10 protein-coding genes are annotated in these 17,333 nt (G+C 51.0%); 7 read left to right on the forward strand and 3 right to left on the reverse strand.

Annotated features, from left to right (window positions below; all coding sequences use genetic code 11):
- The first annotated feature begins 55 nt into the window (after positions 1-55).
- From LQ777_RS19555 to LQ777_RS19585, 7 genes are all read left to right on the forward strand, one after another.
- A complete protein-coding gene (locus tag LQ777_RS19555) occupies positions 56-3,481 on the forward strand; it encodes a TonB-dependent receptor (RefSeq protein ID WP_232559625.1) in 3,426 nt (1,141 codons plus the stop codon).
- A gap of 9 nt (positions 3,482-3,490) precedes the next feature.
- Complete coding sequence (locus tag LQ777_RS19560) at positions 3,491-5,011, forward strand: RagB/SusD family nutrient uptake outer membrane protein (RefSeq protein ID WP_232559626.1); 1,521 nt, start codon at positions 3,491-3,493, stop codon at positions 5,009-5,011.
- Between the two features lie 120 nt (positions 5,012-5,131).
- A complete protein-coding gene (locus LQ777_RS19565) occupies positions 5,132-7,423 on the forward strand; it encodes a GH92 family glycosyl hydrolase (RefSeq protein ID WP_232559627.1) in 2,292 nt (763 codons plus the stop codon).
- A gap of 220 nt (positions 7,424-7,643) precedes the next feature.
- Positions 7,644-8,204 (forward strand): RNA polymerase sigma factor, encoded by a 561-nt coding sequence (locus LQ777_RS19570; RefSeq protein WP_232559628.1) that lies wholly within the window; start codon positions 7,644-7,646, stop codon positions 8,202-8,204.
- Positions 8,201-9,016 carry an anti-sigma factor gene (locus LQ777_RS19575; RefSeq protein ID WP_232559629.1) on the forward strand — a complete coding sequence of 272 codons (816 nt, stop codon included), beginning with the start codon at positions 8,201-8,203 and terminating at the stop codon, positions 9,014-9,016. Before LQ777_RS19570 ends, LQ777_RS19575 begins: the two co-directional genes overlap by 4 nt.
- Positions 9,017-9,141: 125 nt before the next feature.
- Complete coding sequence (msrB, locus tag LQ777_RS19580; protein ID WP_232559630.1) at positions 9,142-9,669, forward strand: peptide-methionine (R)-S-oxide reductase MsrB; 528 nt, start codon at positions 9,142-9,144, stop codon at positions 9,667-9,669.
- Between the two features lie 281 nt (positions 9,670-9,950).
- Positions 9,951-12,542: a penicillin-binding protein 1A gene (locus LQ777_RS19585; RefSeq protein ID WP_232559631.1), complete on the forward strand. Its 2,592-nt coding sequence runs from the start codon at positions 9,951-9,953 to the stop codon at positions 12,540-12,542.
- A gap of 53 nt (positions 12,543-12,595) precedes the next feature.
- On the opposite strand, the gene LQ777_RS19590 is transcribed toward LQ777_RS19585, so the two are convergent.
- The 3 genes from LQ777_RS19590 to LQ777_RS19600 form a co-directional block, all read right to left on the reverse strand.
- Positions 12,596-14,851: a TonB-dependent receptor gene (locus LQ777_RS19590; RefSeq protein ID WP_232559632.1), complete on the reverse strand. Its 2,256-nt coding sequence runs from the start codon at positions 14,849-14,851 to the stop codon at positions 12,596-12,598.
- Positions 14,852-14,959: 108 nt separating this feature from the next.
- On the reverse strand, positions 14,960-16,090 hold the full coding sequence (locus LQ777_RS19595) for a cellulase family glycosylhydrolase (protein ID WP_232559633.1): 1,131 nt from the start codon (positions 16,088-16,090) through the stop codon (positions 14,960-14,962).
- A gap of 46 nt (positions 16,091-16,136) precedes the next feature.
- Positions 16,137-17,330 (reverse strand): aldose epimerase family protein, encoded by a 1,194-nt coding sequence (locus LQ777_RS19600; RefSeq protein ID WP_232559634.1) that lies wholly within the window; start codon positions 17,328-17,330, stop codon positions 16,137-16,139.
- Positions 17,331-17,333: the final 3 nt, after the last annotated feature.

Genomic DNA, 17,333 nt, shown 5'->3' on the forward strand with positions numbered 1-17,333 from the left:
CAAACGGACGACTGGGAAGATTTTGTCAATAGGTTAACAAAACCCTTTCAAATTTATGAATAACCCCATACTCTCCAAGTCTATTGGATGGAACGTTATGCGATTATTAGTGCTACAGCTCCTCCTGGCTGCGGTTTTTACCAACGTATCGTTGGCAACCGACGGCAACGCACAGGATGTGCTGAATCAGAAAATTACCTTACAGCTTACGAACCGCAACATAAGCGATGTACTGAATCAGATTGAAAAAATAACCGAGGTAAAGTTTTCGTACAGCCCCGATTTGATTCAGGCCAACCGGAAAGTATCGGTTGCGGCAACCAATGAAGCGCTTTCGCAGGTGTTATCGACATTGCTGGGACCGCTACAACTTAAGTACGAAATGGTCGGTAATCGGTTGATTTTGACCAGAAACACCCAGAAAAAACTAACATCGTTGAGTGACCAACCAGCCATTGAAACGGGTGCCCCGCCAATTACAGTTCGGGGTCGGGTTCTGGACGAGAAAAATTCACCGCTGCCGGGCGCAACGATTCTGCTGAAAGGTACGACCTCAACGGGTACAGTGACGGATGCGGAAGGTGTTTTCAGCCTTAGCGTTCCCGATGGAAACGGCACACTGGTCATTTCGTCAATTGGTTACACAGCGAAGGAAGTGCCCATTAACAACCAGGCGAATATTGAAATCGCGCTGGTTCCTGACGTGAAGTCGTTAAATGAAGTCGTTGTTGTTGGGTACGGTACGCAGAAACGGTCGGATCTGACTGGTTCGATTGGTAGCGTCAAAAGCGCTGAACTGCTGGATCGTCCGGCGATCAACGTTGAACAAAGCTTACAAGGCCGCATCGCCGGTGTTAACGTATCGGTCAACTCGGGTCGTCCGGGCGGTAACACCAACATTCGGATTCGCGGTTTTAGCTCGATCAACGCTACCAACAACCCGCTGTATGTGGTTGACGGTATCATCTGGGCGGCTGGTATCGACGCCTTGAACCCATCCGATATCGAATCGATTGACGTACTGAAAGATGCCTCGGCAACGGCGATCTACGGAACACGCGGTGCTAACGGCGTAATTCTGGTGACAACCAAACGCGGTCGCAAAGGCGGCTCGGTGAGCTACGATACGTACGTAAGCTCTAGCCACATTGCCCGCAAACGGGATGTACTGAACGCAAAAGAATTTCTGGCGCTCGAAGATCTGGCGTATCAGAACGTAGCCAAGTACGATCCAACGGGTTGGGCCAGCGGTAAATACGCCAACAAAGATCCAAAGATCAAACGGACGGCCTTGATCGGTAAACTGTTTGACGCGAACCTGAACCCGCTTTATGACGTAGACTGGCAGGATGAAACGACCCGCACGGCGATTAGCCAGAACCATAACCTGGGCTTTACGGGCGGTAGCGACCAAACCACATATGGTTTGTTCCTGAACTATAACGACAACCAGGGTACAATCAAAAACACGTATCTGAAACGGTATACGGGTCGGTTAGTTGTCGATAACCAAGTGAAGAAGTTTTTGAAGGTGGGTGCTACGCTGAACTACAGTTACTCGGAAGAACGCCGGGCCGACGAAGGTGTGGGTGGTAATAACATTCCCCGGATGCTGATCGAGATGATCCCCATCGTGCCGATTCGTTACCCCGACGGTACCTACGGCAAACGCCAGGATTACCCGGACATGGAAAGTGGCGACAACCCGGTAGCGTTGACCAACGAAGATAACCGGATGTACAAAAAGCAAGTGTTCGGAGCGAATGCTTACGCAAACATCACGCTGATGCCGGGTCTGGACTTCCGCACGACGCTTGGGGCAAACCTCGCCAGCCAGTATAACCCATTCTCGGAAACGAATCTGGTTCAGTTGAGCCGTCCGTTCCGGGGTTACGCTGAAATCTGGAGCTACGATACGAAGTTCTTGCAGTGGCAGAATTACCTGACCTACAACAAGCAGCTCAACGCTACCAATTCGATTAACGTGGTTGCTGGTGCTGAGTTTCAGAAGTACACGTATCTGCAATGGTTTGCGGGTGTAGAAAGTCTACCCGACAACTACTACCAGTACTACAACCTGGGTGTTAGTGCGAACCCACTGCCGCCAACCTCGTCGTACAATGCTTACCAGATGGCGTCTTACTTCGCACGGGGTAATTACAACTACAAAGACAAAATTCTGTTGACCGCAACGGGTCGTTTTGACGGTTCGTCGCGCTTCGGGGCTAACAACAAATTTGCGTTTTTCCCCTCGGCGGCTATTGCGTGGCGTTTGTCGCAGGAAGATTTCCTGAAAAACAACCCGGTTATTTCCGATCTGAAAGTACGGGCGAGCTACGGTCTGACGGGTAACTCGGAGATCAACTCGTACCAATCGCTGGCAACACTGAGCACAAACACCGCCGTTTTTGGTGGTCAGCGGGCATCGGGTACCATCATCGGTACATTAGCTAACCCGAACCTGCGCTGGGAAAAAACTGCACAGTATGATTTAGGCGCATCGGTTGGCTTGCTGAAAGGCCGCATTAACCTGGAAGCCGATGTGTATCTGAAAAAGACCCGCGATTTGTTGTTGTCGGCTCCCGTACCGCTGTCTAGTGGTTACGCCAGCATCTACAAAAACATTGGTAGCATGGAAAACAAAGGGTTGGAGTTATCGCTGAATACCATCAACATCGATAACAAAAACTTTACGTGGTCGACCAACTTCAACATCTCGTTCCTGCGGAACCGGGTAACGGCGCTGGGTGAAGCCAACGACGATATCTTCCCCGATCCGCAGTTCCTGAACAACACCAACATCCTGCGCGTCGGTCAGTCGGTTGGCTCGTTCTACGGACTGGTCCGGACCGGCACCTGGGGATCGAACGAAGCCGATCAGGCAGCTCGCTACGGTCGGAAACCGGGTGATCTGAAGTTCCAGGATCTAAACAACGACGGTCAGATCAATGACCAGGACCGCGTTGTTACGGGCAAAGGGATTCCAACTGGCTACGGAACGTTCAGCAATACGGTTCGTTACAAAGGAATCGACCTGACGCTGGATCTTCAGTTCTCATACGGTAACGACATCCTCAACCTGACGCACCACTCGGCCCTCGACCGTACCGGTCAGGCGAACAGCTACGCTGAAGTGCTGAACGGCTGGACACCAAACAACCAGAATACGTTTATTGCCGAAGCGCGCCCTTCGTACGTGTACTACGATTCTAAAATCGATTCGTACAAAGTGGAAGATGGTTCGTTCCTGCGGGGTCGTAACCTAGTGCTGGGCTACACGTTCCCAACTGATTTCGTACAGCGCATCAAGCTAAGCCGCCTGCGGGTTTACGCATCGGCTCAGAACTTCTTCGTGCTGACCAAGTACACGGGCTACGATCCAGAAGTAAGTACCTACGGCAACGCGTTTGCACAGGGTATTCAGTTCTTCGACTATCCGAAAGCACGGGTGTTCACGGCCGGTCTGAACGTTTCTTTCTAATCTTACTCAATGACAGCAACTCGTATGAAAAAATACATGCAATCCATAAGTCGAGTAGCCGTGTGCGGAGCTGTTATGCTCAGCGCGTTTGGCTGTTCGGATTACCTGGAGGAGGTCAACAAATCCAACTTCACCCAGGGCAGTTACTTTACATCAGCGAGCCAGGCTCAGTCGGCTATCGACGGGCTGTACGCTGGCCTACGGATGTTCAACACCGACAACGGCTACGGTGAGCGTCCGTGGGTGTCGCTGGAGTTGATCAACGGTCACGCGTCAACGCTGGGCCAAAGCTTCTTCAACAGCCAGTTCATTAACCAAACGGCAGATGCGGCCAACCCGCCCTTCCGGACGATCTGGCAAAGCAGCTACAATACCATTGGCAGCGCGAACCTGGCAATTCAGCGGATTCCGTCGATTTCGATGGATGAGTCGCAGAAAAAATCGTTGCTCGGTCAGGCGTATTTTATGCGCGCTTTCTTTTACTATCATCTGGTGCGGTTGTACGGCGATGTCCCGCTCATCACCACACCGATTGATGCGTCGAGCGCTGACCTGTACCCTGCGCGGTCTCCCCAGGAAGATGTGTACAAACTGATCGTGAGTGATTTGACCACCGCCGAACAGGCTGGTCTGCCGGTGTCTGACCAAACGGGCCGTATCACCGTGGGTGCCGTGAAATCGCTGCTATCGAGCGTATACCTGACAATGGCTGGTTATCCGCTGCAAAAGACAGAGAACTACGCGCTGGCAGCCGCTAAAGCCAAAGAGGTAATCGACTCGAAGGTTTATCCGCTGTTTACGTCGTACGAATACCTGCACGATAACGCGCACAAAAACCAGGGTGAGTTGATCCTACAGGCGCAGTACGCAACGGGTATCGCTACCAACTCGATCAGTGCGCTGGTCATTCCTTACTTCGCCCGGATCTCGGTATACGGTGACGAATATGGCGCGATCATTCCGACGGAAGGGTTTTACAACACCTACGAGCCAGGCGATTTGCGCGCACAGGAACGGCAGTTCTATTTCACGCAATACCCGTCGATCAGCGACACGACCCAGATCGTGAAGTTCGGTGTTCACGCGCTTTACAAGTATTTCCACAAGGAAAGCGCCCTGAACCGCAACGTGAACACCGACGAAAACTGGACGCTGCTCCGCTTGCCCGAAGTAATGCTGATCTACGCCGAAGCGTCGAACGAAGTAAGCGGACCTACGCAACTGGCGTACGATCAGGTAAACGCTATTCGCGCGCGGGCTCAGTTGAAACCACTGACGGGTCTTAGCAAAGATCAGTTCCGCGAAGCAATCTGGAAAGAGCGCTACCACGAACTGGCGTACGAGAACAAAGCGTACTTCGATACGCAACGGACCCGGAAGGTATACGATGTTGTCAACAACAGAATGGTCGATGCGATCGGTTTCAAAAACGAAAGCGGTGCGACATTCACCGAAAAATACCTGCTGTGGGGCCTTCCGCAGTATGATATCAATAACAACAAAAAGCTCACGCAAAACCCAGGCTGGTAAGGCGTAGCGACTTTTGCTGAATAATGTAGGGTAAATCAAGTCACATTGGTTTACCCTACTTTTTATCGACTAATCTTCATTTCGCTTACTTTCGCCTGACGCTACGACGTTCAGATCGATATGATAAAAAAATATATTTGTTTGCTTTTGGGGGTATCGCTGGCAACTACCGCCTACCCACAATCCAAAACGCAGTCAACCGACAGGGTTGAGCTGGTCAATCCAATCATTGGCACCGATTCGAAGCCGAGCCTGTCGAACGGCAATACCTATCCGGCGATTGCACTCCCCTGGGGTATGAATTTCTGGATGCCCCAGACGGGCAAAATGGGCGACGGTTGGGCGTATACCTATGCCGCTGACAAGATCCGGGGCTTTAAGCAAACGCACCAGCCCTCCCCCTGGATGAACGATTACGGCCAGTTTTCCATCATGCCCGTTACGGGTAAGTTACGGGTCGATCAGGACGAACGCGCCAGCTGGTATTCGCACAAAGCCGAAGTTGCTAAACCTTACTACTACAGCGTATACCTGGCTGATCACGACGTAACGACCGAGATAGCGCCTACCGAACGAGCCGCCAGCTTTCGCTTTACGTTCCCCAAAACCGATAGCTCATTCGTCGTCATCGACGCGTTCGACAAGGGCTCGTACATCAAGGTATTGCCGAAAGAGCGAAAGATCATCGGTTACACGACCCGGAACAGCGGTGGCGTACCCAAAAATTTCAAGAACTACTTCGTCATCTATTTTGACAAACCGTTCAGTTCAGTCCAAACCTGGCGCGACAAACGGATCGTCAATGACTCACTGGAATTAACGGCCAACCACGCGGGTGCTGCTATCGGTTTCAAAACCGCCAAAGGCGAACAGGTTCAGGCGCGTATTGCGTCGTCGTTTATCAGTTTCGAACAGGCCGAGCTGAATCTGAAAGAAATCGGTACCGATTCGTTTGATGCCGTCAAGCAAAAAGCCAAAGCGGCCTGGAATAAAGAGCTAAGCCGGATTCAGGTCGAAGGCGGATCACTCGCCCAGCAGCAAACCTTTTACTCCTGTCTGTATCGTTCGCTGCTGTTTCCCCGCAAGTTTTTCGAGTTCGACGCCAACAAAAAAGTCGTTCACTACAGCCCCTACAATGGTCAGGTATTACCAGGGTATATGTTTACCGACACGGGTTTCTGGGATACGTTCCGGTCGCTGTTCCCGTTCCTGAACCTGATGTACCCGTCGCTGAACGCACAGATGCAGGAAGGACTAGCGAATGCGTACAAAGAAGGCGGCTGGCTGCCTGAGTGGGCCAGTCCGGGTCTGCGGAGCGTTATGGTAGGGTCCAATTCGGCGTCGGTCATCGCTGATGCGTATTTGAAAGGTGGTCGCGGTTACGACATCAATACGCTTTACGAAGCAGTCTTGAAAAACTCGGAAAATGAAGGGCCGATGGATGCCGTTGGCCGTCGCGGTGTGCAGTACTACAACAAGTTAGGCTACGTACCCTATGACGTAAAGATCAACGAGAATGCCGCCCGTACCCTGGAATACGCTTACGACGATTTCGCGATTTACCAGCTGGCAAAGGCCCTGAAACGCCCTCAGGCCGAAATCGACCGCTTCGCTAAACGTTGCCAGAACTACCGCAACCTCTTCGACAAACAAAGCGGATGGATGCGCGGTAAAAACGAGGACGGTTCGTTCCAGTCGCCTTTTAACCCGTTCAAATGGGGCGATGCGTTTACGGAAGGCAACAGCTGGCACTACACCTGGTCGGTTTTTCACGACGTACAAGGCTTGATCAACCTGATGGGTGGTCAGCAGAAATTTGTTGCTAAGCTCGATTCGGTCTTCACAACACCACCCGTGTACGATGAAAGCTACTACCGGAGTGTTATTCACGAAATTCGGGAAATGCAGATTGCCAACATGGGTCAGTATGCGCACGGTAACCAACCAATTCAGCACATGATTTACCTGTACAACTACGCAGGCGAACCCTGGAAAGCACAGTACTGGCTGCGTGAAGTCATGAACCGTCTGTATCTACCAACCCCCGATGGCTACTGTGGCGATGAAGACAACGGACAGACATCGGCCTGGTACGTCTTTACAGCAATGGGTTTCTACCCTGTTTGTCCCGCAACTGATCAGTACGTTATTGGCGCTCCTTTGTTCAAGAAGGTTACCGCAACGCTGGAAAACGGCAAAAAGGTCGTCATCAACGCTCCGGCAAACAGCGACTCGAACCGCTATATCAACGCACTGCGGTTGAATGGCAAGTCGTACGACAAAAACTGGCTGAGCCATCAGGGATTGCTTCAGGGAGCCACTATCGATGTTGATATGTCAGCGACGCCTAACAAACAGCGCGGAACGCAGGCAGTTGCTTTTCCTTTTTCCATCTCGGCCAAACAAGACTAATTAACTAGCCGTAATCCTGAGGAGCTTGCCGCCAGGATTACGGCTTTTTTCAACTAGATTTTAGCGAAAATACGGACCAATCATACACAGCCATCTAATAAATATTCTGAACCTAGCTACAAAACTTCCTATCATTAGTTTACTCTAAAGACCCCGTTTTCGATTAAGCGTTTGTTCGTATATAGTTTCTATTATATTTGGCCTATCTAACCTTATTTGTGTGAAACGTCAGTCATCTTTAGTATCGGAAAGTGTCCTGATCGACAAGCTTACAAAGCGCGATGAGCAGGCTTTCCATTGGCTGTACGATCAATACTCGCCCGCTCTCTACGGCGTCGTTCTGCGCATTGTTCGTGATGAGGAACACGCCCAGGACCTTGTGCAGGATATTTTCGTAAAAATCTGGAAAAATCTGGATGCTTACGATTCCAGTAAAGGTCGCCTGTTCACTTGGATGCTCAATGTAGCGCGTAATACAGCCATCGACGCGCTTCGTGCGAGAAAAACGCAACCTTCTCCTTCCAACGCAATCCGAACCGACGAAGAGAACGTACATATTGTTGATCGTCAGCACAACACCGAACAGCCCAATCCTGAACACATCGGAATCAAGGATGTTGTGAGTCAATTGCGGCCCGAACGCAGGCAGTTAATCGATCTGGTCTACTTTGGGGGATATACCCACGAAGAAGCCGCCGACGAACTAAATCTACCGCTTGGTACAGTGAAAACCCGTATCAGAGCTGCCCTGCAAGAACTAAAACAATTATTCAAATCATGAACATACCGGAGTATTTAGCGTCAGGCATTCTAGAATCTTACGTTGTGGGCGCAGTAAGCGACCAGGAGCGACGTGAGGTCAATTGCTTGGCGGCTATTTACCCTGAGATTCAGCAGGAGTTGGATCTGTTGAGTCTATCCATCGAAAATTACGCTTTATTGCACAGCGTCGAGCCACCAATCGAACTCAAGTCGCGGATTATGGCTCAGCTTTCTTTCGAGAAGACCGACGATCCGATTATTCGGCCAATGCCCGTCGATTACAGTACCGACCGTCCAACGTTCAAAGCAACCTGGATCGTGGCCGCGTCGGTAGGCTTACTCCTGCTTGCTTTCTCGTTTTTCCTGCTGTCGCAGTTACGAACGACTCAGGATACACTTGCTCAACTACAATCCGCAAAAGATTCCCTTCAACAGGAAGTTGGCCAACTAAAAAATACGCAGGACTATAGCAATCAGGCACTGGCTTTGTTCCGGCAGCCCGGCACGCGTACGCTCGAACTACGGGGCAATGAAAAAGCTCCTAACGGCGATATGCTGGTATTCTGGAACGCTAAAACCCATCAGGTAGCCGTCGAAGTCCGTTCGCTACCGCCCTTGCGTCCCGATCAGCAATACCAGCTTTGGTCGCTGGTAGGTGGGAAACCCGTTGATGCAGGTGTGTTTAATGCGGATGGAACCAATGCGCTTCTTCAACAGCTTAATCGTCCCATTGATCGTGCTGACGCCTTTGCGGTAACGATTGAAAAACGCGGTGGTAGCCCTACCCCCACCCTGTCAACCCTGCTGGCAATGAGTCCGGTAGACGCCTGAACGATAGCTCTGTCATTTTTGTTTTTATACTGAAAGCATCGAGACGTTTTCTTTATGCCGATCATTGGCGTGTCGGCTGGTCAGGTTTCGGTATCTACTTTCCTTTTTCTGGCAACTTCCAACCTATGAAAAACAAGCTAATTCTTTTAGTACCATTCTGTCTTTTAACGGGCTTCCTGTTTCTGAACGCTTCTAGTACACCATCGTTTGATCAACCAGTTAATCAGTCGAAGCGTCTGGTTGACGACAAACCACAGGCGGGAAAACGCGTTGTTAAAACGGACGCGGAATGGAAGAAGACCCTGACTCCCGATCAGTATGCGGTCCTGCGGGAGCACGGTACAGAACGGGCTTTTACCAGCCCGCTGAATGATATCCATGATCGTGGCGTATTCTACTGCGCGGCCTGCCATAACCCGCTTTTTTCATCGACCACAAAGTTTAACTCGGGTACGGGTTGGCCGAGTTTTTATACCCCCATCGCGAAGAATGCCGTCAAAGAAAACGTGGATAAAAGCTACGGGATGGTTCGAACGGAAGTCCTCTGCAATGTCTGCGGTGGCCACCTCGGTCACGTCTTCGATGATGGTCCCAAACCAACCGGGCTCCGCTATTGCATGAACGGTGTAGCAATGACGTTCGAGAAAAAGTAAAAGCAGCTTTATTTTGAAAAGGAGACAAGAAAGCAAAGACCTTTTTATAGCGTTGCTTTCTTGTCTCCTTTTTTCTTAAAGAGAAACCCTCATTATTAACCGAGTTGTAGCAACAGCCGGATTCCTGTATATCACATCGGCTGAAAATCCGTTATATTTGAAGCTCGGCGATGATTCGACGTACGCAACGCTAGTAGGGCAAATTGACTAAGTAGCACCAATGCGGAGCGTTCATCGTAACAATTTCATCCCATAACCGAGAACTTACCGAATTAAAACGCATGAGTGAAAATAGGGAGCGATTCCGCGCTGTCCGGCACGCGTTTGGAGCGTTTCGGCGACGAATTCGACACCGCCGGTCGCAACTTGGCGATGTTAGACGCGGGGTCGGTCAACGTATCTACCGGCAAACGGCACGCATCGCCGGTGAAGAGCGAGTCAGTTCGTGGGTCACAACGTATCGCAGCTATCGTGGCCGTCTACGCTCATTTGTTCACCAATACATCGACCCTGACGCCTGGTACTACCCCTACCTTAAATTTGGGGTAAAGGGTAGCTTGATTACTGCACTGGCACTGGGTTTTTACGTGTTCATTCTCAATTACAATTTCCTGTACCTGACCGGCGAAATACCCAGCGTAGAGGAATTGAAAAACCCCAAGCTGAACCAATCGTCGGAGATCTACTCGCAGGATGGGGTGATGATCGGCAAGTTCTACGCCGAAAACCGGACACCGATCAAGTTTGAAAACATTCCAAAGCCACTGATTAACGCGCTCATCGCCACCGAAGATGCGCGGTTCTACGATCACGGTGGCGTCGATCCGCGCGCCATTGGTCGGGCAATGATCAGCTTCGGACGTGAAGGGGGCGGTTCGACTATTACGCAGCAATTAGCCAAAAACCTGTTCAAGACGCGCCGTAAATCGAACTCGGGCCTGCTGACCCGCATTCCGTTTATTCGAAAAGTCATTTATAAGTCGAAGGAATGGCTGATGGCGCTGAAGCTGGAGCGTAATTTTTCGAAAGAAGAGATTATCACGTACTATTTCAACACCGTCGATTTTGGGAGCAACGCGTTTGGTTTAAAAACAGCGGCCCGCACCTTCTTCAACAAAGCGCCCGATAGCCTGAATGTACAGGAAGGAGCGGTACTTGTTGGCTTGCAGAAAGCGACAACGAGTTATAATCCACTCAAAAATCCCAAGCGTTCCAAAGAGCGCCGAAACGTGGTGTTGGGACAGATGGCGAAGTACAAGTACCTGACCAACGTTCAGGCTGATTCGATCAGCGCGCTTCCTCTCGTAACGGATTTCACTCCGGAGAACCCTTACTCAGGCCCCGCCAGCTATCTTAAAAATGCGGTGCAGGATTATGTAAAACGGTGGGGGGAAGAAAACGGCTACGATTTGTACACCGATGGTTTACGGATCGTCACTACGGTTGATTCCCGGATGCAGAAATACGCCGAAGAAGCGACCGACGAGAAAATGAAGCAGTTGCAGCGGACGTTCGACAACCACTGGCGCGGACGCAATCCCTGGACCGACGAGGATGGCAATGAACTGCCGGGATTCATTGATTCGGTAGCCAGACGCACCGAACGCTACAAAACCTTGAGCCGTCGCTTTTTGCCCCTGTACCCCGACTCGATCATGTACTATATGAAAAATAAGAAGTACAAGATGCGGGTATTCAGCTGGACCAGCAAGCGCGGCTACGATTCTACCGAAATGACGCCCTACGACTCCATTGCTTATTACAAGCATTTTTTGCAGTCGGGCATGGTGGCGATGGACCCGCATACGGGTTACATCCGGGCCTGGGTCGGCGGTCTGGATTACGATTATTTCAAATACGATCACGTCAAACAGGGCAAGCGACAGCCCGGTTCTACGTTTAAACCGTTCGTATACACCGCTGCTATCGACGATACGTTGGTCAACCTCAGCCCCTGCGACCGGGTTCAGGATCGACCGTTTCGGAAAGAGTTTATTAATGCGGAGGGTAAAGAAGACGTATGGGAGCCACGCAACTCAACGGGTTATTATACGTATTCGAACATGACCCTGCGCCGGGCGCTGGCTCGTTCGGTGAACTCGATCACGGCTCAATTAACAGACCGCGTCACACCGGAACGCGTGGCGGAATACGCACACCGAATGGGTATTAAAAGCCGGCTGGATGCGGTACCTTCCATTGGCCTGGGCTCGTCGGATGTATCGCTCTACGAGCTTGTCGGCGCTTACTGTACCTTTGTCAATGATGGCCAATCGATTGAACCCATGATTGTGCAGCGCATCGAAGACCGCGATGGTAATGTTATCGAAACGTTCACATCAAAACAAAAACAGGCTATCAGTCCGGAATCAGCCTTTCTGATGCGCTACATGCTCCAGGGTGGTTTGCAGGAATCGGGCGGTACATCGCAGAACCTGTGGTCATTCGATCTGTTTAAAAACCGCAATGAAATCGGAGCCAAAACCGGCACAACCTCCAATAACTCCGACGGCTGGTTTGTTGCGGTATCCGATAAACTGGTCGTTGGCGCCTGGGTTGGTGGCGACGACCGGAGTATACACTTCCGCTCTACCGACCTCGGCGAAGGGGCAAAGACCGCCTTACCACTGGTAGGCGAGTTTTTAGAGAAAGTATACGCCGATCCGAAGTTCAAAAACCTACAGGGCCCACTGGCAAAGCCATCTTTCTCGGTTGCGAAGAACTATCTGAACTGCGGTCCTTCGGGTGATGAAGAAAGTACCGAAGAGTCTGATTCAACGGATACGGGCGAAGTCGGTGATTCAACCTTTGTTCCAACGGTTCCGGCCCCTGATGCAACGGCTCCTCCCGATACAACGGGCAGGTCATTGTAATCATACGGTACTAAAAAAGGCAAGAATCGATTCTTGCCTTTTTTAGTACCGTACTACCAGAACCAGGTTAAACTCAGCCGGGCAAAAAACGGCGTTCCAGGTGTGAAGTGAATTTCATCGACGGGTGCGGCTTCCCCCTGTAATCGGCTTTCCGTAGCAAACTGCGTTTCTTTCCAGCGCGTGTTGAGAAGATTCTGAATGGACAAGCCGACGTTGTAATTCCGCTTTGTGTAGTTAGCCTGTAAATCTGTAACAAAATAGGCTTGAGCCACGATAGAATTATCCTCATTAGCGGGCCGACTGCCTATGTACCGGTACCGGATAGACCCATTTAACCCCGAACTTGTTTGCAACGACAACCCACCCGTTGACGTAAACGTGGGCGCAAGGGGCAGGTAATTCTGGCCTGCTTCGACACCGATGGCGCGGGGCCGGGCCGTGTTCAGGTCTACATCAGCGTATACGTTTTTGGTGAGTTGGTAGCGGGCCGACACATCAATTCCCTGCCTCCGGGAGCGACCGCTAGGCTCAACGACACCTTCGTCACCGACGTACACAAACTCCTGCTCTAACCACAGGTACCAGGCAGCGGCATTGATCAATAGTCTGGGAAACGGCTTTACAATCACGCCCAGATCAGAGCCGTAAGCACCCGGTAAAATTTCGCGTCCGTCCTGAGCAACTACAACGCGCGCATCGTTTGAGTGGAAGCCTTTGCCCGTGTTGAGATAGAGTTGAAAGTGAGGATTTAGTGTGTAATACAGATTCAGTTTCGGCGATACGATAGCCTGTGTAGCCCGTTTGGTCAATGCAGGTGTGGTCAGTAAGTCTTCGTACTGGCTGCGGAAGTAATCGAGACGAACGCCCGCGTTGAGTGAGAAGTGGTCCGAAAACTGAATCAGCTCATCGGCATAGGCAGCCGCATTGATTTCATTGACATTGCCAAACTGAACCGGGTTGAGCGTTTCGACTCGATTTTTCGTATGCGACAACTCCGTGTGATGGGTGATATCCTGCCGGTATTGAGCGCCCAAGGTAGTAGTCCATCGGCTTTTCCCGAGGTAAGTCTGCGCCGAATAACTCCCGTTATAACCGAACAGATTACGGTGTTCTTTCTGCCGAATCTGGTCACCATTAATGCTGTCGTTCCGGAAAAACGTAAAGTTGGAATACAGCTCGAAATTGTAGTTGCTGTAAAAAAACTGATTTTTGATAACGTGGTTTTTCGGTGTCACCGTTACCAATTGCGCATTGACGTTGGTACGGCTGGTTTCTCCACCCTCAGTCGGATCGATAGAACCAAACCAGCCAATCAGTCCCGATTCAACCGCCCGGTCGGGAATCTGGCCGGAGTGATTCCATTTACTCCAGAACGTCGATCCGGTCAGCGTCAGGTTTGTATTTGGCGTAAGGTGTCCGTGGTACTTGCCAACCACGTTTAGCCGCTTGAAGTGCTGCGGATTGTCAAAATACGAATCCGAATACGAGTACTCCGAAGCGAGGTAAGCCGACTGATTTTTTGCGCGTCCCCGCTGCCCCAGTAAGTCCAGTCCAGCAACGGCGCGATAGGTATTGTATTGTCCGGCTTCCAGTTTCACAAAAGAGCGGTCCAGCGCGGTTTTGGTTCGAAAATCGACCCAACCGGCTGTAGCCAGGTTACCCTTATCAGTCGTATACGGTCCTTTCTTAAAGTCTGCTCCTTCAACCAGTTCGGGAATAACAAAGTGTAAGTCAGCATACCCCTGCCCGTGCGCGTGCGACACCATATTGACGGGCATTCCGTCAACCGTCAGCCGAATGTCGGTGCCGTGGTCGAGATCGAAACCACGCAGGAAGATTTGCTCGGCCTTACCCCCGCCCGCATGCTGGCCAATAAACAAACCGGGAACCAAACGCAAAATTTCCTGGGAGTTGACTATCGGGCGCAGTTTAATGTCCAGACTACTAATCAATTGCTGGTCGTGCGCCCGCTGTGAGGACACGACCACTTCACTTAGCTCCACAGAAGCACTCGTAAGGTACGCTTTCAGCGAGGTCGTCTGATCATCGAGCACCGTTACGGCTATCGTTTGCGTCTTAAAGCCCAAATGCGATAGCTCTATCTTGTAAGGAGCGGCTACCAGTCCAGTAAACCGAAACTGGCCTAACTCATTGGTCAACGTGGCTTTGCCTAAACCGGTTAATTGCACTGTGACACCACGCAACGGCACGTTCGTCGTTTGATCATAAACAACGCCCGAAATACCGCCCAGGTGAGCGTACGCCTGCAAACTGATCAAGACAAGAAATAAAGGCAGAAATCTCCGCATAAAACAACAGTATGTACTTTTTTACAAAGGTAGAGCTTGTTTGCCGCAAAAAACTAGGCCAGACGAAACGCCTGGCCTAGTTAGTCTATAATTGAATAGTTTTGCGGCTTATTTACCCGTTGCCTGTTTAATAGCAGCGACTTCAGCCGGATCGACGGGCGTACCATCCTGCTTGAACACTTCGTGGAACCAGATTGCCGGCTCTCGCCCATTGACGTAGGGCTTCTGCCAGCTATCCCAGGGAAGGAACGTCTGCGTTTTACCAGCAACAAACCCCCAGTTGATCATGCCTATCTTTGCTTTTTTAGCGATGGGCAGGTGTGTCTGGAATTTACTGTTCACGCCCCGCGCCATGTATTCGGTGCAGATGACCGGACGGCCCATCGATTGCAGCGCTGGAATAACTTTCTCCAATTCTGTCGGATTCGAGTATTGATGGAACGTGATAATGTCCGAGTTTTCAAATTGCACCTTTTCCATTGGCGTCCATTTTTCCGGATTCTGCCAGTCGGCTGGACCCCGATACACCCACACGCCCGACGTCAACGGCTGTGAGGCACCAGCAGCCCGCGCCCATTGAAAGACGTGGGGTAACAGGTTGGTCACAATGGCTACTTTGTTTGCCGGTTCGATGTTTTTCTCGTTCTTCCCGTAGCTGTTGTCGTTCGTGTTGTCAGGCTCATTCCAGAGATCCCAGGCCAGTATCCGCTTGTCGTTCTTAAACGCGCTGACAACACCTTTAACGTAGGCTTCCAGACGGGGATATTGCGATACATCGGTCAAAGCCGCAGCTCCCGGACTTTGTACCCAGCCGGAATTGTGAATACCGGGTACCGGCTCATGCTGCTTACCCAGTTTTGGGTACGGGTCCCAGCACGAGTCGAACAAGACCAGCATCGGGCGGATTTTATGCTTGGCGCAAATGCCTAAAAACTGATCCAGCCGCTTGGTAAAACCCGCCGGGTCCTGCCAGAGCAGATCATGCAAAAAAACCCGCATGGTATTCATCCCAATGCTCTCGGCCATTGCCAGCTCTTTGTCAATCGTTGCCGGGTCAAAACTTTCGGCCTGAAACATTTCCAGCTCGTTGATCGCATTAGCCGGTGCGTAGTTTGACCCGACCAGAAATGGTTCTTTCGCGTACCACGCCTTTGCCTTCTCGGCTGACCAGCGGGCATCCTTTTGTCCAAAAGCACTAAACGCGACGACCAGACAGACTATAACTAATAAACGCTTCATGATTGAGTAAGAAAGAAGTTCTTGAACTGTCGGCATTCATTGTCAATTACTTGACCGTCGAAAACCGATACTCCGTCGTCTGACTGTAGGTCTGACCAGGTTTCAGGATTGTAGTTGGATACGATGGATGGTTCGGCGAATCGGGATAGTGCTGCGTTTCCATGGCAAAAGCGCCCCGGTAGACGGTTGGTTTACCGTACTTACCGATGTCCGTGCCTTTGAAGAAGTTACCACCGTAGAACTGCATGGCAGGCTCGGTCGTCAGCACCTGCATCTTGATGCCCGATTTATCACCAATCACTTCGGCAGCGGTCGTCATTTCGCCCGGCTTGGTTTTGTTTAGTACCCAGTTGTGGTCGTACCCACCGGCGAATGTAAGCTGTTCGTTTTTCTCGTTCACGCGCGCACCAATAGCGGTCGGTTTCCGAAAATCAAAAGGCGTTCCTTCCACAGAAGCGGGTTCACCTTGTGGGATAAGCCCTTTGTCAACCACGGAATATTTATCGGCATTGATCATCACTACGTGATCGTTGACGGTACCGCTTCCTTCCCCGTTCAGGTTGAAGAACCCGTGACTAGTTGGGTTGTACGGTGTTGCTTTGTCCGTTTTGCCCGAGTAAACAATTTTCAGGGCATCATCATCGGTCAGCGAGAACGTCACCTTGGTTGTTACCGTACCCGGAAAACCACCTTCGCCATCTTTCGAGACGTAAGTCATTTCAACGGTTTTATCATCCACCTGCTTGGCATCCCAAACGTGGTTATGGAAACCGCTCGGTCCACTGTGCAGCGTATTGCCGTTGTTATTTAATTCGAGTGAATACGGTTTACCGTCCAGCGTGAATTTCCCTTTTGCGATCCGGTTGCCAAACCGCCCCACGACGGGGCCAAAAAAAGCGCCATCCGGTTTTTGGTACTCCGCCACAGTCGAGAAACCAGGAGCGACATCGGTCATTTTTCCGTTTTTGTCCGGCACCAGTAAACCGACAATACGAGCGCCGTAATTGGAGATAGCGACCTGAATATCTTTATTTTTGAGAATGAACAGCTGGGCTTTTTTGCCTTCTACTTCGCCACCGAACGAAGCGGGATCAGGAAGTTTAGCGTCAATCATAGCGGTCGTATCACCGGTTGCTACGGCGACTGAATCGGTTGCTTTTTGTTCTGATTTGTTGGCGGGTTGACAGGCGTTCAGGCCGATCAGCGTGGCCGCAAGGACCGGAAGAATTAGTTTTTGCATTGG

The sequence above is a fragment of the Spirosoma oryzicola genome (assembly GCF_021233055.1).
Lineage (GTDB): Bacteria > Bacteroidota > Bacteroidia > Cytophagales > Spirosomataceae > Spirosoma > Spirosoma oryzicola.

Excerpts from the sequence above, each read along its gene's own strand:
- LQ777_RS19555 (WP_232559625.1), top strand. The coding sequence starts at position 56 with ATGAATAACCCCATACTCTCCAAGTCTATTGGATGGAACGTTATGCGA.
- LQ777_RS19560 (WP_232559626.1), top strand. The coding sequence starts at position 3,491 with ATGACAGCAACTCGTATGAAAAAATACATGCAATCCATAAGTCGAGTA.
- LQ777_RS19565 (WP_232559627.1), top strand. The coding sequence starts at position 5,132 with ATGATAAAAAAATATATTTGTTTGCTTTTGGGGGTATCGCTGGCAACT.
- LQ777_RS19575 (WP_232559629.1), top strand. The coding sequence starts at position 8,201 with ATGAACATACCGGAGTATTTAGCGTCAGGCATTCTAGAATCTTACGTT.
- msrB (WP_232559630.1), top strand. The coding sequence starts at position 9,142 with ATGAAAAACAAGCTAATTCTTTTAGTACCATTCTGTCTTTTAACGGGC.
- LQ777_RS19585 (WP_232559631.1), top strand. The coding sequence starts at position 9,951 with ATGAGTGAAAATAGGGAGCGATTCCGCGCTGTCCGGCACGCGTTTGGA.
- LQ777_RS19590 (WP_232559632.1), bottom strand. The coding sequence starts at position 14,851 with ATGCGGAGATTTCTGCCTTTATTTCTTGTCTTGATCAGTTTGCAGGCG.
- LQ777_RS19595 (WP_232559633.1), bottom strand. The coding sequence starts at position 16,090 with ATGAAGCGTTTATTAGTTATAGTCTGTCTGGTCGTCGCGTTTAGTGCT.
- LQ777_RS19600 (WP_232559634.1), bottom strand. The coding sequence starts at position 17,330 with ATGCAAAAACTAATTCTTCCGGTCCTTGCGGCCACGCTGATCGGCCTG.